We start from the raw sequence: 20,798 nt of genomic DNA, 5'->3' as shown, positions 1-20,798 counted from the left end.
TGAAATAAAGGGGTGCTGTAGCAAGCTGAGATTATACCCAATGAACCTGGAACGGGTAATGCCGTTTAGGGAAATTAAAAATGAGCAATAGGTAATGAGCAATGAGTAATCCTCATCATATTACTTATTACCGATTATCAATTACTCATCATAATCCGCCCCTTTTATTCATTAAATTTTAAAGATTTATAGAATGAAAGGATTATTTTTTTTAGGGCTTACCGTTGGCTCTTTCGCTTTTTTACAGGCGCAGAATTCCGATTCCCTGAAAGTAAGGGAAATTGAAGCCGTTAATTTTACCAAAAGACTTCCTGTTGCCAAAGAAATCATCAATGTTCAGAAAGATTTGGACAGCAGAAATTTAGGACAGGATCTTCCGATTTTACTGAAGAATCAGACTTCCATCATTTCAACTTCAGATGCCGGAAACGGAGTGGGGTATACAGGATTCCGGATTCGTGGCGTTGCGGGAAGCGCTATTAATGTCATGATGAACGGCGTTCCGTACAATGATTCCGAAAGTCAGGGAACGTTTTTCGTGAATGTTCCGGATCTTACGAGTTCGGCATCCCAGATTTTAATTCAGAGAGGGGTGGGAACTTCCAATAATGGTTCTGCAGCTTTTGGAGCAAGCATCAATGTACTTTCCAAAGATCCTGAAGAGAAGTTTTACTTTAAAACGGATGACAGTTACGGATCATTCAACACCTACAAATATTCTGCGGAAATAGGTTCCGGAAAATTCTGGGGAAACCGTCTTTCTGTGATGGGAAGATATACCCACATTAATTCTGACGGATATATAGACCGCGCTTTCTCAAAATTAAATTCTTACAATCTGACCGCTTTATATGAGGAAGGAAATACAAGAATTCGTCTGATGGCTTTCGGAGGAAAAGAAAAAACGTATCAGGCTTGGAACGGAATCGACCGGAAAACATGGGAAACCGATCCTAAATTTAATTATTCGGGAGCGATTTATGATTCGAATTGGGAAAACATCGTCGGATTTTACGATAACGAAACGGATAATTACCGACAAAATCATTATCAGTTGCTTTGGGAACAGAAATTTAATGCTCAATGGAATTTAGAAACAACGGTACATTATACCAAAGGAAAAGGATATTATGAAAATTATAAGCAGGACGCTAAATTTTCGAAATATAATCTTCCTAACTTCATCAATGGTTCTCAAACCTTGACGAGAACGGATTTCATCAGAAAGAAATGGCTGGATAACGATTTCTACGGCGTTGTTTCTACGCTTTACGGAAAATTAGGAGCTGTAGATGTGAACTTCGGAGCCGTTGCCAATCAATATTACGGAAGACATTTCGGAAATGTAACGGGCGTTTTTCTTCCCCAGATTGATGAGCATGAATATTACAGAAACCGCTCTGTGAAAAATGAAGTTTCAGGTTTTGCCAAAGCACTGGTAAGAATGAATGATTTTGAATTTTTCGGAGACCTGCAATTGAGAAATGTAGATTATGATACAAAAATCATCACGGCTGGCGATGGAGAAGGTGCTGATTTAAATAAAAACTGGCTGTTCTTTAATCCCAAAGCGGGAATCAATTATAAAATTTCAGCAGGAAAAATTTTCGTTTCCTATGCACATGCGCACCGCGAACCGAACAGAGATGATCTTTTGGCAAACAATGAAGTAAAGGCTGAAAAGCTGCACGATTTTGAAGCCGGAGTAGAAAAGCAGTTCGGAAAAGTATCTTTTACCGCAAACTTATATTATATGTACTATGTAAATCAGTTGGTTTTAAATGGCGAACTGAATAATGTGGGGGCTTTCATCAGAACGAATTCGGGGAAAAGTTACAGAAGCGGAATTGAGCTTGGAGCTTTGGCAAAGCTTTCCAAACAATGGGAGCTTTCCGGAAATGTGAGTTTCAGCAACAACAGAAATTTAGATTTTAAAGTGGAAACAGAAGCTGGTGTTAAAGATCTCGGAAATACGCAGATTTCTTTTTCTCCGGATGTGATTGCCAATTTAGGTTTGAAATTCAATCCAACGCAGAATTTCCAGTTTGCATTGATGAATCAGTATGTCGGAAAACAATATCTGGATAATTCGGAAGATGAAAATTTACAGCTTAAAGATTATTTTTTAACCGATTTTAATGCGCAGTATCAGTTTAAAATTAAAAATAATGAGATTGCCCTGAAGCTTTTGGTTAATAATTTATTCAATAAAAAGTATGTGAACAACGGAGCTGTTTATGACGGTTCTCCATATTATTTTTCTCAGGCAGGAACGAATTTTATGTTTGGGATCAGCTGGAAAATTCAGTAAACATTCAGGCTATATTTAAGATTAATTATAGAATGTAAAGTTAGATTTAAGACTGCTTCGGCAGTCTTTTTTATTGTTTTTCAGTTTTAAAATCAATAGGAGCGGACTTTAGCGTGTTTTCAAAATTAAATTCTGTAAAATTGGTTTCATCCCAAAATATAATTCATATATCTAATAATTTTAAACATAAATTCATCATCAATAAATCTCTCAAAAAGTCGCGGAAAAGTCATAAATTTGCTGCCAAATGAATATTTCAGCTTACATTTTAGAATATTTGAAACAATTCGGAACCGTTATTGTTCCGGATTTTGGCGTTTTTTCTTTGGAAAATTCCAAAGCCATTATCAATTCCGAAAATGGGAGCATTCTTCCTCCTGCAAGCAAAATCGTATACACTCCCGATTATGAGGTGAAGTCTGATGATTTGGCATCTTTTATTGCGGGGCAGAAGCAGATGACTTTGGAAGCTTCAAAAACAGATCTTCAGATTCAGACGGATTTTTGGAAGAAAAAATTACAGGCAGATCAGACCCTTGAAATTCAGGGATTGGGAGTACTGTTTGTAGAAGACGGCAAAACGCATTTTAAAGGAAACAGACTGCAATCCGATCATCCGGATTTTTATGGTCTGGAAGAAATTAAGATTTCCGATATCAGCAATAAAAATATTCCGTTAGCAACTTCTCTGAATACTGAGAAAGATTATCGGTTTAATAAATCTATTCTTTGGGCTTTTCTGGTTATCATCCCGATTTTAGGAATCGTATACGTAGCATACACGCAACAGGAACTTCTTTTCGGAGAAAAATCTTTTGATAAAGCGAATATCTCTGTACAGACAAAAACCCACAGAATTCAGGATACGGTAAAAGTTCAGCCAAAAATAACTCCGGTTCCGGTTGCAGATTCTTTAAAGAAAGATTCTGTAGCACCAAAAACCATTCAGCCCGCCGTGCAGAACGCGGCAAAAGTTCCGGCAACTCAAAACAACACTAAGACAACGAAATGGCAAAAATAAAAAAGGCGTCAGAATCTCTGACGGTGATGACGAATATTGTACTTCCGAATGATACCAATCAATTGAGAAACCTTTTCGGAGGAGAATTATTGGCAAGAATGGACCGATGCGCTTCTATTTCCGCAACAAGACATTGCGAAAGAAGGGTCGTAACGGCATCCGTAAATCACGTTTCATTCGACCATCCGATTCCGGAAGGAGGAATTGTTGTAATGGAATCCAAAGTTTCCAGAGCTTTTTCCACCTCAATGGAAATCTATGTAGATGTTTGGTTGGACGATCCGATCAATCATAAAAAAATTCAGACCAACAAAGGAATTTATACCTTCGTTGCGGTAGATGAGTTCAACAGACCGATCCCGATTCCTGATATGGAACCTGAAACAGATCTTGAAAAAGAACGATATGCAGCGGCACTGAGAAGAAAAGAACTTTCCCTGATTCTGTCCGGAAGAATGAAACCTTCTGAATCTATTGAGCTTAAAAAGCTTTTCCAGGAGCCGAGCTGATTAAACACAAATAACACAAATGTTTACACAAATTTCCGCAAGTAATTATATTTTGTAACTACATTTAAAAAGAAATTTGTGTTTTAGATTATTATAACACAAGATGAAAAATGATATTTCTGAAAATGAAATCTCGAAAATAGTTTATGAGTCCGGTTATTTAATTCATAAAGTTTTAGGACCCGGATTGTTAGAGAGCGCTTACGAAGAATGTATGCTGTATGAACTTCAAAAGCAGGGACTTTTTGTAGAAAAACAAAAACCAATGCCTTTGATTTATGAAGATGTGAAATTAGATGTAGGTTACAGGCTCGATTTATTTATTGAAAATAAATTTATATTAGAAATAAAATCCGTTGAGTTACTGAATGATGTGCATTTAGCTCAGATTCTTACCTATCTTCGATTGAGCAATTCCAAACTCGGAATGTTGATTAATTTTAATACCCATCATTTTAAAGATGGAGTAAAAAGAGTAATCAACGGCAAATTATAGTTTAGTGCCATTTGTGCAACAATATTAGTGTCATTAGTGTTAAAAAAATGAAAATTTTACTCCTCGATAAAAACCACCCCTTAATTACCGAACAGCTTTTAGCTAAAAACTTTATTCTGGAAGAAGATTTCAGCTCTTCTTATGATGAGGTTTGTGCTAAAATTGAACAATATGACGGAATTATCATCCGAAGCAGAATTCCTTTGGACAAGAATTTTTTAGAAAAAGCTAAAAATCTGAAATTCATTGCAAGAGTAGGAGCAGGAATGGAAAATATAGATATTCCGGTGGCTGAAAAACTGGGAATTCAACTGATTAATTCTCCGGAAGGAAACAGGGATTCTGTGGCAGAACACGTTGTCGGGATGTTGCTGATTTTAATGAACCGACTTTTCATCGCTTCTCAGGAAGTGAAAAACGGCATTTGGCTTCGGGAAGAAAACAGAGGCGACGAACTGTTGGGAAAAACAGTGGGACTTATCGGTTACGGAAATATGGGAAAAGCTACGGCAAAAAGACTTTCAGGTTTTGGCTGTACCGTGATTTTTCATGATATTCTGCCGGGTCTTTCGGATGAATTTGCAACACAGGTTTCTCTGGAAGAATTAAAAGAAAGAGCTGAAGTTGTAAGCTTACATATTCCTCTAACGGAACAGACCTATTATTTGGTGGATGGTCCGTTTATCTCTGAGATGAAAAACAATTTCTATTTTGTAAACACTGCAAGAGGAAAGAATGTTGAAACGAAAAGTTTAGTTGAGGCGTTAAAAGCAGGTAAAGTAAAAGGAGCCTGTCTTGACGTTCTGGAATACGAAAAATCCTCTTTCGAAAATCTGGAAACGGAAAATGAAGATCTGAAATATCTTCTGGAATCTGAAAAAGTAATTGTGACACCGCACATTGCAGGCTGGACGGTTCAGAGTAAGGAAAAACTGGCGCAGGTGATTGTAGATAAAATTGTGGAACAGTTTGCTTAGCCTTGAAATTCAGTAAGATTAATAACAAATTTTTACGATACTACTTTATGAATTATTTTTCATTTTTATTTATGTTAAATAATTCATAATTTCTATTCAGGAGATACGAATTATTTCGAGTTTTATTAAATTGCCGCTCATTTTCGAAACTCATGACGAAGCGTAATTTTATCCTTGTATTATCTGCCTTTTTATTTCTTTTTTCCTGCAAAAAAAAATCTGAAAATCAGGACAGTGTCGCTGAAAGCACCACCAATCTTCCCAATTACGGAAATGTAGACTTAGCCAAAGTTTTTGCACCTGCTGAAAATCAGGTTGCCAATAAGGCTTCACTCGCAAATTACATCAATAGTTACTACCAGAAAGTTTGGGAAAACGGCGATCTGAGCGGGGGAATTTTAGTAGCGAAAGGAGATAATATCATTTACGAAAATTACAGAGGCTTTGCCAGAGAAGGAAATCAGAACCCGATCGGTAAAAATACGCCGCTTCATGTCGCTTCTGTTTCAAAAACATTAACCGCAATGGCGATGCTGAAACTCATTGAAGCAGGAAAAGTGAATTTATCCGATCATCTTACCCAGTATTTTCCGGGTTTTCCTTATCCGAATGTTACCGTTAAAACATTGCTCGACCAGAGAAGCGGTCTCCCGAAATACGAATACTTCATCACGAAAATTCAGCCGGCTCCCGCAGAACTTTCAAAAACGTTCCTTACGAATGAGGATATTTTGAATATGATCATTAAATATAAACCGGATCTGGCGAGAGAAACCGATACCGGATTTATGTACTGCAACACCAATTTTGCCATGTTGGCTTTAATTATTGAAAAAGTAACAAAAGTTCCTTTTCCGCAGGCAATGAAAGAAATGGTTTTTGATCCTCTGAAAATGAAAAACACCTATATTTTTCAGGAAAAAGATATTCCGACAGCGTCACAGTCTTTTTATTACGGAGGCAATAAACTGTATCCTTTGGACAGACTGGATTTAATTTACGGAGATAAAAATGTATATACCACACCGCGAGATTTATACAGCTTTTCAAAAGCGATGTTTTCGAAAGATTTTTTAAAGCCTGAATTAATGGAACAGGTTTTCACGCCTTACAGCAATGAAAAATTCGGAATGAATAATTACGGTTTCGGCTTCAGGATGAAAATTTTTGATAACGGGGAAAAACTCACGTATCACAACGGTTGGTGGCACGGAACCAATTCCGTTTTTGCGCATCTTCTGAAATCTAAAGTCACCATTATTGCCATTGGAAATAAATACTCCAACAGAGTGTATACAGCTTTGGCATTATCGGGATTATTCGAAGATTTTCCGCCTCAGAAAGATAAACTTCACAGCGTAATGAGCGATGATCGCGATACATTGAAAGGTCATGGTGAAGTTTATGGAGAATAATGTTTATTTTTGCGTAAACATCTTCATGAAAAGAATTCTTTTTTTATTGGTTTTCGCTTTCCTTTTGCAGTCTTGTGCAAGAGTAGGTTCTCCTATCGGGGGCGCAAAAGATTCCTTGGCTCCGAAATTTTTAAGCTCAAATATAGATTCTTCAAGAGTAAATGTACCGAGAGATATAAAGCAGTTGCGAATAGATTTTGACGAATACATTACGTTAAAAGACATCAACAAAAACCTGAACATTTCTCCGCCGATTAAAAACATCACCAGAATTGTTCCTTCTAATATTGCCAATAAGTTTATCCTGATCCAGTGGAAAGATACTTTACAGGCAAATACAACGTACAACTTTAATTTCGGAAATTCTATTGCAGATAATAATGAAGCCAATATTCTCAGATATTACAATTTCGCGTTTTCTACGGGAGACAAGCTTGATGATCTTTATGTAAGCGGGGATGTAAGAGATGCTTTATCCATTAAAAAAGCCAGTGAAAATAAATTTGTTGTCGGATTATATCAGGTAAAAGACACCATCAATTACAGACAAAAACCTTACTACATTACGAAAGTTGATGATGATGGCTATTTTGAGCTGAATTATCTTGCTGCCGGAAAATATAAAATCATCGCGTTTGAAGATGAAAACGGAAATTCCATGTACGATCCGGGGAAAGAAAAAGTAGGTTTCCAAAAAGATCCTGTTGTCGTAGAAAAATCGGTTTCAGGATTAAATCTGAAATTATATCCGTCTAAAAAACCGGTAAAATACCTTGAAATGAAAGAAGCTCCGGGAGGAGTTCTCATGACTTTCGAAGGAAAACCGGATGAAGTATCCGTAAAACCTTTAAACGAAAAAATAAAAGAGTACAAGGTAACCCACGCTCCGAAGTCCGATTCCGTAAGAATCTGGTTTGATGCCGTAAAAAGTGATGTAGGACAGACCACGAACGAGAATTTAAAGTTCGGGTACAATGCAGGAATAGGAAAGAAAGACAGCCTTTACAACGCCTCGTTGTTTTACAGATACAATGCGAAAAACGCAATGGATATCAACAGCGATAACGGCGGTGCCATGCTTCCTCCGAAAGAAGACTTTAAAATCCTTTCCAATTATTATGTGGATAAAATAAACACTGATAAATGGATTTTCAGAGTTGCAGGAGACTCATTGAACACTGTTCCTTTTACCGCAAAAATCTCAGAGAAAAATCCGTATCAGATTTTGGTGAAAGCAGATTTTATTTCAGGTAAAAAATATCAGCTTACCATTCCGAAAGAAACCGTTTCATCATTCTTTGCAAAAAATTATCAGTCGAAACGTTTCGATTTTGAAGTGGATAAAGTTGAGAATTTCGGAAGCTTAAAATTCATCCTTCAGAATGCTCCGAAATCAAGCTACTGGCTGCAACTTTTAGACAGTTCAGATAAAGTGTTGTTCCAGAAATATACCAAAGGAAGCGAGGTTAAATTTGATATTCTTAAACCGGGAGAATACATTGTAAGGATTTTAGTGGATAATAACGAAAACGGCTTTTGGGATGAAGCAGATTTCCAGAACGAAACTTTCGCGGAAGACTCTTATATTTACTACAAAACAGCCATCGTAAGACCGCTTTGGGACAGCAACGAAAACTGGGATCTTAAAGATACAAGAGTTCTGGATCCTTCAAAAATCAGTACACCGAAAGCAGAGCCCAAATCTCAGCCTAAAGATCTGAATAAGCTTAATCTGAAAGGAAATGACGCTTTGGTAACCCCTTCAAGATAAATATGAAAACATTTAAGAAGATACTTTTCTGGACTTTGCTGGGATTTGCTTTAATTCAGTTTATTTCAACAGATAAAGTAAATCCTCCGGTGGATCACAAAGTTAATTTTGTGGATGTTAAAAAAACGCCTGCAAAAATTCAGGGATTGTTGAAAGGAGCGTGCTATGATTGTCATTCCAATGAAACGGTTTATCCTAAATACGCCTACATCGCACCGATTTCATGGTCTGTGAAAAGTCACATCAACGAAGGACGTGAACATCTTAATTTTTCAATTTGGGATACGTACAACAAAGATTTAAAGCAGAGTATGCTGAGTAAATCGATCCAGACCATCCGGAATAAAACGATGCCGATGCCCGGTTATATTGTTTATCACAAGGAAGCCAATCTTTCCGATGCAGAAAGAGCTTTACTGATTCAGTATTTTGATCAGATGCTGAAATCCAAAACTTATTAATCATCTTAAGTTTGATATAAGAATTTAAAAAGATGAACAGTTTAACTATTTGATTTTCAAAGTTATTATCTATTCATGCGATCAATCGTTTTTGTATTGCTTGGATAAGCGAAGCGGCATTGTTTATCTTAAAAGCATTTCAGAGAATACTTCTCCGTTTTCCTTTGCGATAAAATAATCAGATTTTGAAAATCAACTTAAGAATCTTTAATTTAACCTGAGTTCGGGATAAGTCTTCTTAACGCAAGGTTAAACAAAGAGATTCAATTATCAAGAATTCAGTTTTAAGATATACAAAGGCGTAAAACTTATCAAAGTAATACCATTTTTGTCTTTTTTAAGTAAACGAAGTGCCTTTGTTTAGCTTACCGACTTTCAATAAGTAAAAAATCTTTTGTTTTTCTTTGTGATAAATTAATATAATGCTATAAATCAATTTTTTAAATTTATTTCTTATTTCTAACTGAGGTTAATTTATTTTGATCATGCAAAGCAAGAGCATAAAAAATCTCCCGCAAATTTTACATATTCAGTTGACCTCTGTAAAATCTGCGGGAGAATATATTTCAGGAATATTAAATTTTCTTCAGATACTCTTCAAAAAACTTTTTCTGAGAATCAAAAGCAATATCCTCAAGATTCAATTCTTTTAAAGGAATCCAGACTGCTTCTGAAATTTCAGACAATTCAAGATTCACTTCAAATTTTTCCGGAACGCGGTATTCATAAAAAAGATCAATGGTATTATAATCAATCTCTTTGTACTGATAGACGTTTGGAAGGCTCGTTAAGTATTTTAAATTTGAAATATCAACATCCAGCTGCAGCTCTTCAAAAAGTTCTCTTTTACAGGTTTCTTCTGCACTTTCCTTCGGATCTACAAAACCTCCTGCAAGATCGAGTTTTCCCTTCTTAGGATCTCTGTTTCTTCTTGTAAGATAAATTTCATCATTATATCTTATTACCACAGCTACCGCTCCGGCAACGTTATTATATAATGTGAAACCACAGTTTTGGCAGCTCCATTTTCTTTCTCCATCCCACTGTAAAGATTCTTTGCCGCAGTTGGGGCAATATTTCAATATTTTCATTGAGTTACATTAATATTTCTCGGGTGATAAGACAAGATCACATCACGCAGTTCCTCTGTTTTCAGGTGGGTGTAGATCTCTGTCGTTGTAATGCTGGAATGTCCGAGCATTTCCTGAATATAACGAAGATCTGCACCATTCTGAAGCAGATGGGTTGCAAAAGAATGTCTGAATGTATGCGGTGATATTTTTTTGCTTACACCCGCCTTGTCTGTTAATTCTTTTATAATTAAAAATACGATTACTCTGGACATCGATGTTCCGCGGCTGTTCAGGAATAAAGTGTCCTCGTATTTTTTATTGATTTTACTTTTGGAACGTACTTCCTGAATATAATTTTCCAAAAGATCTGCCGTATAATCTGCCAAAGGGACGAAACGTGTTTTGTTTCCCTTTCCGTTTACCTTGATATACTGTTCTTTAAAATTAATATTGGAAATTTTCAGATCAATAAGTTCCGAAACGCGAAGTCCGCATCCGTACAGAACTTCGATGATACACTGGTTTCTCTTTCCAAGATCAGAGTTTACTTCAATCGCACTGATAATCTTATTGATATCGGGCAGACTTAAGGTATCCGGTAAGTAAAGACCCAGTTTAGGACCTTCAAGCAAAGAAGCCGGATTGTCTTCACGGTATTCATCCTCAAGTAAAAATTTGAAGAATGCTTTAATGGAAGAGATCCATCTCGCCTGAGATCTTTCGCTGAATTTTTGTTTGGAAAGATTGAAAATGTATTCCTGCAGATTTTCGTAGCCTATAGTATCCGGTCCGACGTTGCCCAGATCTTCTTCTGCGTATTCTTTTAGTTTTTTGATGTCTCGAATATAGGCGTCGAGAGTGTTTTCTGAAAAGTTTCTCTCGAATCGAAGAAAGATCTCAAAATCCTTAATTTTTTCATCCCAAGTCATGTTGTGTTATTTTTTTAGTTCACTTTCCGAAATTTGCTCTATTTCAATATTGTGGTTTCTTAAAAATGATATCCCGTCGTCATCCGAATATTCATTGATGTAGACAAGTCTGGTAATTCCCGCCTGCAGAATCAGCTTGCTGCATTCTTTACATGGCGAAAGCGTTAAATACAATGTTGCACCTTTTGCAGACTGCGTGGAAGCTGCTAATTTTAAAATAGCATTCGCTTCTGCATGAAGTACATACCAGTGTGTTTTCCCGTCACTGTCCTCACAGCAGTTTTCAAATCCTGAAGGAGTACCATTATAACCATCTGAAATAATCATCCTATCTTTTACGATAAGAGCTCCTACTTGTTTTCGTTTACAGTAGGAAAGTTTTGCCCATTCCTGAGCCATTTTTAGATAAGCTTTGTCAAACTTATTCATACCGCAGCATTGTTTGTTTCGAAATAATTTGTATTAAGGGTAAAAAGTTTAGAAGCTTGGCTTTCTTTTTTCAAGAAAAGCAGAAACTCCTTCTTTTTTGTCGTTCATTTCAAAAAGCTCTCCGAAATATTTAATCTCAGTTTCAAAACCTTTATCCGTGTCCGATAAGTTTACAGCATGAATTGCTTTCGAAATTGCCATTGGTGAATTGTGGGCAATAATGTTGGCTAATTCTTTTGTCTTATTTAATAATTCTTCTATTGGATACACTTCATTTACCAGTCCGATTTCTTTTGCTTTTGCAGCAGGAACCATTTTGGCAGAGAAGATCATTTCATTGGCAATACCTTTTCCTACAAGCTTCGGCAGTCTCTGGGTTCCTCCGTAACCGGGAATTAATCCTAAAGTTACTTCCGGAAGTCCCAGTTTTGCATTTTCCGATGCGTATCTGATGTGGCATGCCATGGCAAGCTCAAGACCTCCGCCTAATGCAAAACCGTTTACGGCTGCAATTACAGGCTTGGTCATATTTTCAATTTTATTGAATAAAGTATTGTGTCCGTTTCTAGCAAGTTCTTCTGCCTTTTCCTGTCCAAAATCACTGAATTCTTTAATGTCTGCTCCGGCAACAAAAGATTTTTCACCGCTTCCTGTAAGAATAACTACTCTGCAGGATTGGTCTGAATCTAATTCGTTCAACGCTGAACTTAATTCGCTGATCGTTTTAGCATTGAGTGCATTCAAACTCTCAGGTCGGTTTATTGTAATAATAGATATTTTATCTTCCTTATTTAATAATATATTTTCGTAACCCATTTTCCACTTTAAAATATTATTCTGTGCAAATTATGAATTTTTTATAAAAAAAAGGAAAAAATATTGATTTTTTTTCCTTCTGATTGAAATTATTGTTTAAGATACTTATTTCGTGTGGTTCATCATATTTGCATCAATAATCACATTCAATTGAGAAGCTACCTTCATGCCCAATTCAATATTGGCTCTGAAAAAATGACATAACTGTCTGTTAATGATCTCGTCTCTTTTGGGTCCTATAATTCCTTTCATGCTTCCAACGATGTTATTTACAAGGTTTTGTCTGTCTTCAGTATTCATTGCCTTTGTGTATAATAATCCGGGTTGGGTGTAATGATCGTCATCATTTTCGTTTCTGTTGTAGCTTGCTACATGTGCACTGTCCAGTTCATATTCGAAACTTTTATAAGCAGGATCCGGTTTAATATCATCAAAACTGTTCGGATGATAATTCGGCTTGTCCTGATAATGGCTTGAATCTGCCATAAATCCGTCTCTCTGATAATTATTAACTGCAAAAGGACATCTGTTAACTTCCAGCAGATGAGCATTTACGCCGACTCTGTATCGGTGCGCATCCGGATAAGAAAATAATCTTCCCTGAAGCATTTTATCGGGTGAAAAGCTGATTCCGTCGATTAAATTACTCGGAGAGAAAACAGATTGTTCAACATGAGCAAAATAATTAACAGGAACTTCATTCAGTTCCATTTCTCCGACTTCAATTAACGGGAAATCGCTCTGGAACCATACTTTGGTAATATCAAAAGGATTCCATCTGAAGTCTCTTGCCTGTTCTTCTGTCATTACCTGAATGTACATCGTCCATTTCGGGAAATTTCCTTCCTCAATCGCGTTGCAAAGATCTTCCTGCGCAAAATCTGGATTTTCTCCTGCCATTTTTACCGCTTCATCATTGGTGAAATTTTTAATTCCCTGTTTGGATTTCAGGTGAAACTTCACCCAGACTCTTTCATTCTGAGCATTGATCATAGAGAATGTGTGAGAACCGAAACCGTGCATATGTCTGTGTCCGTAAGGTGTTCCTCTGTCTGACATTAAGATCAAAACCTGATGAAGAGATTCAGGATTCAGGCTCCAGAAATCCCACATCATGGTTGCGCTTTTCAGATTGGTTTTCGGAACTCTTTTCTGGGTATGGATAAAATCAGGAAATTTTTTGGCGTCCTTGATGAAAAAAACCGGCGTGTTGTTTCCAACAAGATCCCAGTTTCCGTCTTCTGTGTAGAATTTTAAAGCAAAACCTCTAGGATCTCTTGCCGTATCTGCACTTCCTTTTTCTCCGCCTACTGTGGAAAAGCGGGCAAACATTCTGCATGAATTGCCAACCTTAGAAAATAATTTTGCTTTTGTATATTGGGTAATATCGTGGGTAACCGTAAACGTTCCGTAAGCTCCCGTCCCTTTTGCATGAACAATTCTTTCCGGAATTCTTTCTCTTACAAAATGAGCAAGATTTTCCTGCAAAATGAAGTCCTGCAGCAGTACCGGACCTCTCGGACCGACTGTTTGTGAATCCTGATGTTCGTAATAGGGAGCGCCGTTACTTAAGGTTAATTTTTTAGAATCCATAGATTTATGATTTTTGTGAATGATTTTTTAACTGCTTTTGTTTATGTAAAGGTACTAAATATCAAATTTACTTGAATTTTTAATTGCAAATGGCAAAAACATTTTATCTTTGTCATAGATAATATTAATCAGATGAACATTCAGCAACTCGAGTATCTTATCGCGGTTGATAAGTACAAACATTTTGGGAAAGCGGCTCAAGCATGCTTCATTACGCAGCCTACATTAAGTGCAATGATACAGAAATTTGAGGACGAACTGGATGTGAAGGTTTTCGACAGAACAACGCACCCGATCCGTACCACAGATGTGGGGCTTCAGATCATCGATCAGGCGAAGGTGATTATAGAATCTGTCAATGAACTTAAAAATAAAGCCAATCTTTTAAACAATATTTTAGGAGGAACCATCAATATCGGAATCATTCCTACCGTTTCTTCTTTCATCCTGCCTACGGAAATCTTCAAATTTTTGGAAGAAAACCCGAAAATCCAGATGAATGTAAAAGAAATGACAACGGACAACATCATCAAAGCTTTGAAAGCAGGGGAGTTGGATGCCGGAATTATTTCTACCCCTTACGATGCGGCAGATGAATTTTATCAGGATTTCTTATTTAATGAAGAATTGATGATCTACAGTTCTGAGAAAGAAGCCAACAAGAAAAACTCTTATGTCGTTCCGGAAGAACTGAATGTAGAAAAAGTGTGGCTTCTTGAAGAAGGGAACTGTCTGAGAAACCAGTTCGAAAATATCTGTCATTTAAAAGAAAATACTTTGAAGCCTAAAAACTTAGATTTTCTAGCTTCTAATATCCAGACTTTGGTTCATATGGTGGATAAAGTGGGAGGAATCAGTATTTTGCCTGAGTTGGCTCTTAATCAGCTTTCAGATGTACAGAAGGAGAATGTTTTCAGATTTAAGAAGCCTTTCCCGTACAGAGAAATCAGCATTATTTACTACAAACCAACCTTTAAGCAGAAAATTATTGATGAATTATCGCATTCTATCAGAAATTCATTAGAGAAAAAACTGAATTATCACGAAAATCCGAAAGAATTTGTAAGCATAAAACCGCAATAGTGTTTTATGTTAAATGTCATCAAATCATCAATTTAAAGAAGAGATAATAAGTAAACAAAAATTTTGAGTATTAAAAAATAGTACTTAAATTTGCCAACGTTTACGAACGAGGAAAAATTTGACCTGATTGCAACCTCTATAAAAATATGCTAAAACAGTATTCTTTTTTAGACCTTCATTAGACAATTTATTCTTATTTTTCTTCGTATATTTTTTTAATCTAAAAACAAATAGAATAATATGTCTTATTTATTTACATCTGAATCTGTTTCAGAAGGACATCCGGACAAAATTGCCGATCAGATTTCCGACGCATTAATCGATCATTTTTTAGCATACGACAAAAACTCAAAAGTAGCTTGTGAAACTCTTGTAACAACAGGACAGGTGGTTTTAGCGGGTGAAGTAAAATCTGATGCTTATCTTGATGTTCAGACGATCGCGAGGGAGGTAATCAATGGGATCGGGTATACAAAAGGAGAGTATATGTTCAACGGAGATTCTTGCGGCGTTATTTCTGCAATCCATGAGCAGTCTCCGGATATCAATCAGGGAGTAGACAGAGTGGTAACGGATGAGTCTTTCGAAGCTAAAGCGAATGCACAGGGAGCGGGAGATCAGGGAATGATGTTCGGATACGCAACCAACGAAACGGCAAATTATATGCCTTTAGCTCTGGATCTTGCACATACTATTCTTAAGGAACTTTCTGCGATCAGAAGAGAAGATTCAGAAATTAAATATCTTCGTCCTGATGCAAAATCCCAGGTTACTATTGAATATTCTGACGATCATAAGCCGATCAGAATCGATTCTATCGTAGTTTCTACACAGCATGACGATTTTGGATCTGAAGAAGAAATGCTGAACAAAATCAGAGAAGACATCAAAAATATTCTGATTCCTAGAGTAGTTGCTTTACAGACTGAAGAAATTAAAGCGTTATTCAACGATCAGATCAAATATCATATCAATCCGACCGGTAAATTTGTAATCGGAGGTCCTCACGGAGATACAGGTCTTACAGGAAGAAAGATCATTGTAGATACATACGGAGGAAAAGGAGCTCACGGAGGTGGGGCATTCTCTGGAAAAGATCCTTCAAAAGTAGACAGAAGTGCTGCTTATGCAACAAGACACATTGCTAAAAATCTGGTGGCTGCTGGAGTTGCTGATGAAGTTTTGGTACAGGTTTCTTACGCAATCGGGGTTGCAGAACCATGCGGATTGTACATTAACACGTACGGAACGGCAAAAGTAGATCTTAATGATGGAGAAATTGCTAAAAAAGTTTCAACAATCTTCGATTTGAGACCTTACGCAATCGAGCAGAACTTAAAACTAAGAAACCCGATCTATCAGGAAACGGCTTCTTACGGACACATGGGAAAAGAGCATTATGTTGCCAGCAAAACTTTCAATAAAGGTCATAAAAATGAGCTTACTCTGGAAAACCTTGAGTTCTTTACATGGGAAAAATTAGACAAAGTAGAAGAAATTAAAGCTTCTTTCGGAATTTAATTTTAAACTTATACAATATAAATAGCTGCTTTATCTTTTGATAAGGCAGTTTTTTTTATTTTTACATTAAATAAATTTGAAGATGATAAACGCCAGATTTGCAATCGCAATCCTTTCCGTATTTTTCCTGAGTCCATTTGCTAAAGCCCAGTTAACCGTGCATAAAATGATAAGTGTAGGATATACATACCAGAACCAGAGTTTCGGGGAAATAGGAGGGAAGCTGCTTTTCTTAAAAAATGATGATGTTATTTACCGTTTGGGAGCTTCCGCATTAATGGGTTCTGCGCATTCCCAATTTGCTGTCATGCCTAAAATTTCAGCCGATGTTCTGTTAAATTTTGAAAAAAATGTAGATTTCAATCATTCTTACTATTTTCTGATGGGAGCGGAAGGAACCAACAAATATATTGCTCCGAAGGTAGGTGTAACGCTTTTCGGGATTCTTGATCTTACGGGAGGATATGCGTTCCCGATCGGAAACAGCGGAATAAATGGTAAGGAACTGAAGGGGGTAAATGTTAATTTTACATTAAATATCCCTACTGTATTCATTCACGATATGTTTAAGTAGATTTTTTTAAATTTTTCTCGTAAAAAGTTAATAAATGGTTAACAGTTATTAAAAATTTATTATATTTACACCATAGAAAAATTGTATCCGCCTATTGATTCGACTTTACTCTGAAGAATTGTTTTGTTTTTACAGCTGAAGCCAGATAAAATATCTGGAATTACAGTCAGCAATATTTATTGAGAAGAAGTTATGAAATCAAAATCGGATAGTTTACTAATTTCCCTTTACCAAAAAGGAGACGAAGAGGCGTTGTCTACCCTTATTCACCGCCATCAGAGAGAGTTGTTTACATTCATTTTTTACAAAATTAATGATGAAGATTTAGCAAATGATGTGTTTCAGGATACATTCATGAAAATTATCATTATGCTGAAGGAAGGACGCTATAACGAAGAAGGAAAATTCATTCTTTGGGCGAAAAGAATTGCCCATAATCTTATTATCGATCATTTCAGGTTAAAATCTAAAAATATGAAAGTTTCAGAAACTACTTTTGAAACGGACGAATATTCTGTTTTTGATCTTTTGAGAGAGCCTTCCGAAAATATCGAGGATCAGCTTGTAACCAATCAGATTCAGGAAGATCTTTTAAAAATGCTTCAGTTTTTACCCGAAAACCAGCAGGAAGTAATTAAACTAAGATTTTTTGACGGGTTAAGTTTTAAAGAAATTGCGGATCATACCGACATGAGTATCAATACTACACTGGGAAGAGTGCGCTATGCTTTAATCAACCTGAGAAAAATCATGGATGAAAATAATATTATCTTAACTAGATAAATAATAATTTCTGAAAATTCCCGTTTTTAAGGAAAAACATTTTCGCCTATGAAAAAAAATGATTCCTTAAAAGTGAAAGCTTTGAAACCTAAGAAACAAACTATTGAGTTTTTACTCAACTTTTCAAAGAGCGTCGAGGTAGTGAAAGCCAAAGGCAAGAATTATCCTGTATCCAAAAATTAAAATTATTAATTTTGTGCTGTATGAAAATTCAGCACATTTTTTTTGATCTTGATAATACACTTTGGGATCACCGCCGCAATGCGTATTTAACGATAAAAGATCTTTTTGAGAAAGAAGAAATCGGGTTAAAGTACAATATCAGGTTTGAAGAATTCCACTCTGTTTATCATGAAATCAATGAAAAACTCTGGGAAGACATCCGCGACGGAATTATTGATAAAGAATATCTGAGAAAACACCGTTTTTATGATACCTTTAACCATTTTGGTGTTGATGATCCGGAATTATCAATGTATTTCGAGGAACATTTCTTAGATAAAATTCTCAATCATAATGAGCTAGTAGAAGGTGCAGAATATATTTTGGATTATCTTAAAGCAAAAAGTTACACACTGCATATTATTTCCAACGGATTTAAAGAAGTGACGGAGAGAAAATGTATTTTATCCGGCATTGATAAATATTTTCAGACCATCACAAGCGCAGATACAGTCGGAGTAAGAAAGCCACGTCCTGAAATTTTTGAATATTCTCTGAACCTTTCCGATGCCACGAAAGAAAACAGTATTTTAATTGGCGATGACTGGGTTGCAGATGTTGTTGGCGCTCAGAATTTTGGTATGGATGTTATTTTCTTTGATGTTTTAAAGGAAAAAAATAAAGAGATTGGATTGAAGGTCATTAAAAGACTTACAGAAATCGTTTTATTTTTGTAAATCTTTGATTTTTTTTAATCTTAATAACCTCTCAGTAGATCTTATCATAAGATCAAATTCTTTACTATCAATACTTTTCATATAACCCAAAAATCTTCTGGATTTTCTTTTCTCGGAAGTCTTCTGCAAATTTGAAATTCTAATAGAATAGGCTCTTCTTTTGATCGAATTATTTTTCATAATGTTAAATTTAGGTCTTTTAATTTTAAATTCAAAATTTTAGATCCTGTTTTATCTCCAATAAATGGCTCTTTGTTATTGTCAATAAGAGTGAAACTATTAAATAAATGATTATACTTACTTCTTAAATAGAAGTAGGTTAATATTGGGTTATTACCATATCCATCAAAAATGAGTCCTAATGGTACATATCTTTTAGATTGCTTATAACGATTAATCGCTCTAATTGTTGCATTTTTTCTACTAACATAGATTAATACTAAATTAACTTTATATTTTAGTTTTTTTAAGATTTGAGTAAAATTTAATATTTTTTCAGGATCATCTCCAATCTTAGGTATTACCATATTATATCCATTTATAATACAAGTGTCATATAAACAATCAAGACTCATGCTATTAGGATTAAAACCATATGTTATTTGGGAAGATTCTTCGTGAACTAGAGAAGCGCCGTATAAATGTGCTGTGAATTCTGGGAGTTTTCTTTTTGCATAATCACTATCTACTATAATAGAACCATATTTATCCGCAAGTTTATCAGAAAATCCAGATTTTCCAGAAGCAGGAAGACCAATTACAATAAAACATTCTTTTTTCTTTTTGAGTGGTGTCTTAGGAAGAGCACCTCCTTTTCCTAAACAAATATTATCATCAGAATCTAATCTTTCTAGCGTAGTTAACTCAGAAATAATTTCTTTTCTTAATTCCCATCTTTTTTCATCCGTTTTATAATGTATATGTCTGTAATTACTCGAAGAAAAAGTTTGTTGGGCAATATTTATCGTATTGATACCCATTTCTCCATCAACTATCAAATTAATAATTTCTGGATCGTGTCTCAGATTATAATTCAAAACATTGCTTAAAAAATGTTCAACTTCATTATTATTTGTTAATAAACGTGAAAGATTTTGGCTCATAGTTTAATTTTAATACTAAAATAGCAAAAATATTAAATTCCCAGACTTTCTCTCACTCTCTTAATCGTTTCCGTAGCAATAACTCGCGTTTTTGCTGCACCTTCCTGAAGTTTTGCTTCCAGTTCATCAAGATTGTTCATATAATAAGAAAAAAGTTCTCTTTCTTTTTCAAATCTTGTTAAAATAAGATCCAGAAGTTCTTTTTTTGCATGACCATAACCAAAGTTTCCGGCTAAATATTTCGCTCTCAGTTCCTCAGTCTGTTCCAGAGTAGCAATTAACTGATAGATGGCAAAAGTTTTATCCGTTTCCGGATCTTTTGGCTCTTCTAAAGTTTTAGAATCTGATTCGATGCTCATCACTTGTTTTTTCAGTTCCTTTTCAGGCAGGAAAATATTGATGATGTTTCCTCGCGATTTAGACATTTTGTGTCCGTCAACTCCGGGAACGTACTTTGTGTTTTCCTGAAGTTCAGATTGAGGCAAAACAAAAACTTCACCCATCTGATTATTAAATCTGGAAGCGACATCACGCGCAATTTCCAAATGCTGAAGCTGGTCTTTTCCTACCGGAACAATCTCCGCATCGTATAACAAAATATCTGCAGCCATTAAAATAGGATACGTAAACAAACCGGCATTTACATCCTGCAAACGGTCCGCTTTATCTTTGAATGAGTGCGCCAAAGTTAATCTCTGATAAGGAAAAAAACATGATAAATGCCAAGAAAGTTCACAGGTTTCAGGGATGTCACTCTGTCTGTAAAAAAATGTTTTTTCGGTATCTAATCCACAAGCAAGCCAAGCCGCAGCAATCTCGTAGGTATTCTGTTTCAGTTCTTTCGCGTCTTTAATCTGCGTTAAAGAATGCAGATTCGCGATGAATAAAAATGATTCGTTTCCTTCCTGTTTCGATAATTCTATCGCAGGAATAATTGCACCCAACAAGTTTCCCAAGTGAGGTGTTCCGGTGGCTTGAATGCCGGTAAGAATTCTTGACATTGTTTAAAGTTTATATTTAAAAATTAATGAACT

General features: G+C 35.7%; 20 protein-coding genes. 13 read left to right on the top strand and 7 right to left on the bottom strand.

What is annotated here, in order from left to right; genetic code table 11:
- The first annotated feature begins 193 nt into the window (after positions 1-193).
- The 8 genes from WFH39_RS16110 to WFH39_RS16075 all read left to right on the top strand — a co-directional run bounded on the left by WFH39_RS16110 (position 194) and on the right by WFH39_RS16075 (position 8,961).
- Positions 194-2,311 (top strand): TonB-dependent receptor, encoded by a 2,118-nt coding sequence (locus WFH39_RS16110; protein WP_336690619.1) that lies wholly within the window; start codon positions 194-196, stop codon positions 2,309-2,311.
- 247 nt (positions 2,312-2,558) lie between these two features.
- Positions 2,559-3,332 carry a hypothetical protein gene (locus WFH39_RS16105; protein WP_336690618.1) on the top strand — a complete coding sequence of 258 codons (774 nt, stop codon included), beginning with the start codon at positions 2,559-2,561 and terminating at the stop codon, positions 3,330-3,332.
- Positions 3,320-3,841 (top strand): acyl-CoA thioesterase, encoded by a 522-nt coding sequence (locus WFH39_RS16100; protein WP_214587553.1) that lies wholly within the window; start codon positions 3,320-3,322, stop codon positions 3,839-3,841. Before WFH39_RS16105 ends, WFH39_RS16100 begins: the two co-directional genes overlap by 13 nt.
- A 103-nt stretch (positions 3,842-3,944) precedes the next feature.
- Positions 3,945-4,337 (top strand): GxxExxY protein, encoded by a 393-nt coding sequence (locus tag WFH39_RS16095; protein WP_336690617.1) that lies wholly within the window; start codon positions 3,945-3,947, stop codon positions 4,335-4,337.
- Between the two features lie 47 nt (positions 4,338-4,384).
- Positions 4,385-5,314: a 2-hydroxyacid dehydrogenase gene (locus WFH39_RS16090; RefSeq protein WP_336690616.1), complete on the top strand. Its 930-nt coding sequence runs from the start codon at positions 4,385-4,387 to the stop codon at positions 5,312-5,314.
- Between the two features lie 152 nt (positions 5,315-5,466).
- Positions 5,467-6,729 carry a serine hydrolase domain-containing protein gene (locus WFH39_RS16085; protein ID WP_336690615.1) on the top strand — a complete coding sequence of 421 codons (1,263 nt, stop codon included), beginning with the start codon at positions 5,467-5,469 and terminating at the stop codon, positions 6,727-6,729.
- Positions 6,730-6,754: 25 nt separating this feature from the next.
- Positions 6,755-8,500: an Ig-like domain-containing domain gene (locus WFH39_RS16080; protein ID WP_336690614.1), complete on the top strand. Its 1,746-nt coding sequence runs from the start codon at positions 6,755-6,757 to the stop codon at positions 8,498-8,500.
- A gap of 2 nt (positions 8,501-8,502) precedes the next feature.
- Positions 8,503-8,961 (top strand): heme-binding domain-containing protein, encoded by a 459-nt coding sequence (locus WFH39_RS16075; protein WP_336690613.1) that lies wholly within the window; start codon positions 8,503-8,505, stop codon positions 8,959-8,961.
- 575 nt (positions 8,962-9,536) lie between these two features.
- Here the strand turns inward: WFH39_RS16075 and WFH39_RS16070 are convergent.
- The 5 genes from WFH39_RS16070 to WFH39_RS16050 form a co-directional block, all read right to left on the bottom strand.
- Positions 9,537-10,052 carry an NUDIX hydrolase gene (locus tag WFH39_RS16070; RefSeq protein WP_336690612.1) on the bottom strand — a complete coding sequence of 172 codons (516 nt, stop codon included), beginning with the start codon at positions 10,050-10,052 and terminating at the stop codon, positions 9,537-9,539.
- Positions 10,049-10,963: a site-specific tyrosine recombinase XerD gene (gene xerD, locus WFH39_RS16065; RefSeq protein WP_087708296.1), complete on the bottom strand. Its 915-nt coding sequence runs from the start codon at positions 10,961-10,963 to the stop codon at positions 10,049-10,051. Before xerD ends, WFH39_RS16070 begins: the two co-directional genes overlap by 4 nt.
- A gap of 6 nt (positions 10,964-10,969) precedes the next feature.
- The gene (locus tag WFH39_RS16060; protein WP_235131947.1) at positions 10,970-11,392 is read right to left on the bottom strand and encodes a deoxycytidylate deaminase; all 423 of its coding nucleotides are present in this window, start codon (positions 11,390-11,392) and stop codon (positions 10,970-10,972) included.
- 48 nt (positions 11,393-11,440) lie between these two features.
- Entirely contained in the window at positions 11,441-12,208 is a 768-nt protein-coding gene (locus WFH39_RS16055; RefSeq protein ID WP_336690611.1) for an enoyl-CoA hydratase-related protein, read from the bottom strand.
- 105 nt (positions 12,209-12,313) lie between these two features.
- Positions 12,314-13,801 carry a catalase gene (locus tag WFH39_RS16050; protein WP_336690610.1) on the bottom strand — a complete coding sequence of 496 codons (1,488 nt, stop codon included), beginning with the start codon at positions 13,799-13,801 and terminating at the stop codon, positions 12,314-12,316.
- 132 nt (positions 13,802-13,933) lie between these two features.
- Here WFH39_RS16050 and WFH39_RS16045 point away from each other — a divergent pair, with 132 nt between their 5' ends.
- The 5 genes from WFH39_RS16045 to WFH39_RS16025 all read left to right on the top strand — a co-directional run bounded on the left by WFH39_RS16045 (position 13,934) and on the right by WFH39_RS16025 (position 18,661).
- Entirely contained in the window at positions 13,934-14,884 is a 951-nt protein-coding gene (locus tag WFH39_RS16045) for a LysR substrate-binding domain-containing protein (RefSeq protein WP_076396233.1), read from the top strand.
- A 240-nt stretch (positions 14,885-15,124) separates the two neighbouring features.
- Positions 15,125-16,405: a methionine adenosyltransferase gene (gene metK / locus WFH39_RS16040; RefSeq protein WP_214587543.1), complete on the top strand. Its 1,281-nt coding sequence runs from the start codon at positions 15,125-15,127 to the stop codon at positions 16,403-16,405.
- An 82-nt stretch (positions 16,406-16,487) separates the two neighbouring features.
- Positions 16,488-16,979 (top strand): hypothetical protein, encoded by a 492-nt coding sequence (locus WFH39_RS16035; RefSeq protein ID WP_336690609.1) that lies wholly within the window; start codon positions 16,488-16,490, stop codon positions 16,977-16,979.
- 192 nt (positions 16,980-17,171) lie between these two features.
- A complete protein-coding gene (locus tag WFH39_RS16030) occupies positions 17,172-17,762 on the top strand; it encodes an RNA polymerase sigma factor (protein ID WP_214587541.1) in 591 nt (196 codons plus the stop codon).
- A gap of 203 nt (positions 17,763-17,965) precedes the next feature.
- Positions 17,966-18,661, top strand: coding sequence for a YjjG family noncanonical pyrimidine nucleotidase (locus tag WFH39_RS16025; protein ID WP_336690608.1), 696 nt, complete (start codon positions 17,966-17,968; stop codon positions 18,659-18,661).
- Positions 18,662-18,837: 176 nt separating this feature from the next.
- Here the strand turns inward: WFH39_RS16025 and WFH39_RS16020 are convergent, their stop codons facing one another.
- Together WFH39_RS16020 and trpS are read right to left on the bottom strand one after the other, a co-directional pair.
- Positions 18,838-19,764 carry a zeta toxin family protein gene (locus tag WFH39_RS16020; protein WP_336690607.1) on the bottom strand — a complete coding sequence of 309 codons (927 nt, stop codon included), beginning with the start codon at positions 19,762-19,764 and terminating at the stop codon, positions 18,838-18,840.
- 32 nt (positions 19,765-19,796) lie between these two features.
- Positions 19,797-20,765 carry a tryptophan--tRNA ligase gene (gene trpS / locus WFH39_RS16015; RefSeq protein WP_336690606.1) on the bottom strand — a complete coding sequence of 323 codons (969 nt, stop codon included), beginning with the start codon at positions 20,763-20,765 and terminating at the stop codon, positions 19,797-19,799.
- Positions 20,766-20,798: the final 33 nt, after the last annotated feature.

The organism is Chryseobacterium sp. MMO-72 (assembly GCF_037146035.1).
Classification (GTDB): Bacteria; Bacteroidota; Bacteroidia; order Flavobacteriales; family Weeksellaceae; genus Chryseobacterium; species Chryseobacterium indicum.
This window is presented reverse-complemented; position numbering and strand designations above follow the sequence as displayed.

Bases quoted from the DNA above. Each gene is read 5' to 3' on its own strand.
- WFH39_RS16110 (WP_336690619.1), top strand. From the start codon at position 194: ATGAAAGGATTATTTTTTTTAGGGCTTACCGTTGGCTCTTTCGCTTTT.
- WFH39_RS16105 (WP_336690618.1), top strand. From the start codon at position 2,559: ATGAATATTTCAGCTTACATTTTAGAATATTTGAAACAATTCGGAACC.
- WFH39_RS16100 (WP_214587553.1), top strand. From the start codon at position 3,320: ATGGCAAAAATAAAAAAGGCGTCAGAATCTCTGACGGTGATGACGAAT.
- WFH39_RS16095 (WP_336690617.1), top strand. From the start codon at position 3,945: ATGAAAAATGATATTTCTGAAAATGAAATCTCGAAAATAGTTTATGAG.
- WFH39_RS16090 (WP_336690616.1), top strand. From the start codon at position 4,385: ATGAAAATTTTACTCCTCGATAAAAACCACCCCTTAATTACCGAACAG.
- WFH39_RS16085 (WP_336690615.1), top strand. From the start codon at position 5,467: ATGACGAAGCGTAATTTTATCCTTGTATTATCTGCCTTTTTATTTCTT.
- WFH39_RS16080 (WP_336690614.1), top strand. From the start codon at position 6,755: ATGAAAAGAATTCTTTTTTTATTGGTTTTCGCTTTCCTTTTGCAGTCT.
- WFH39_RS16075 (WP_336690613.1), top strand. From the start codon at position 8,503: ATGAAAACATTTAAGAAGATACTTTTCTGGACTTTGCTGGGATTTGCT.
- WFH39_RS16070 (WP_336690612.1), bottom strand. From the start codon at position 10,052: ATGAAAATATTGAAATATTGCCCCAACTGCGGCAAAGAATCTTTACAG.
- xerD (WP_087708296.1), bottom strand. From the start codon at position 10,963: ATGACTTGGGATGAAAAAATTAAGGATTTTGAGATCTTTCTTCGATTC.
- WFH39_RS16060 (WP_235131947.1), bottom strand. From the start codon at position 11,392: ATGAATAAGTTTGACAAAGCTTATCTAAAAATGGCTCAGGAATGGGCA.
- WFH39_RS16055 (WP_336690611.1), bottom strand. From the start codon at position 12,208: ATGGGTTACGAAAATATATTATTAAATAAGGAAGATAAAATATCTATT.
- WFH39_RS16050 (WP_336690610.1), bottom strand. From the start codon at position 13,801: ATGGATTCTAAAAAATTAACCTTAAGTAACGGCGCTCCCTATTACGAA.
- WFH39_RS16045 (WP_076396233.1), top strand. From the start codon at position 13,934: ATGAACATTCAGCAACTCGAGTATCTTATCGCGGTTGATAAGTACAAA.
- metK (WP_214587543.1), top strand. From the start codon at position 15,125: ATGTCTTATTTATTTACATCTGAATCTGTTTCAGAAGGACATCCGGAC.
- WFH39_RS16035 (WP_336690609.1), top strand. From the start codon at position 16,488: ATGATAAACGCCAGATTTGCAATCGCAATCCTTTCCGTATTTTTCCTG.
- WFH39_RS16030 (WP_214587541.1), top strand. From the start codon at position 17,172: ATGAAATCAAAATCGGATAGTTTACTAATTTCCCTTTACCAAAAAGGA.
- WFH39_RS16025 (WP_336690608.1), top strand. From the start codon at position 17,966: ATGAAAATTCAGCACATTTTTTTTGATCTTGATAATACACTTTGGGAT.
- WFH39_RS16020 (WP_336690607.1), bottom strand. From the start codon at position 19,764: ATGAGCCAAAATCTTTCACGTTTATTAACAAATAATAATGAAGTTGAA.
- trpS (WP_336690606.1), bottom strand. From the start codon at position 20,765: ATGTCAAGAATTCTTACCGGCATTCAAGCCACCGGAACACCTCACTTG.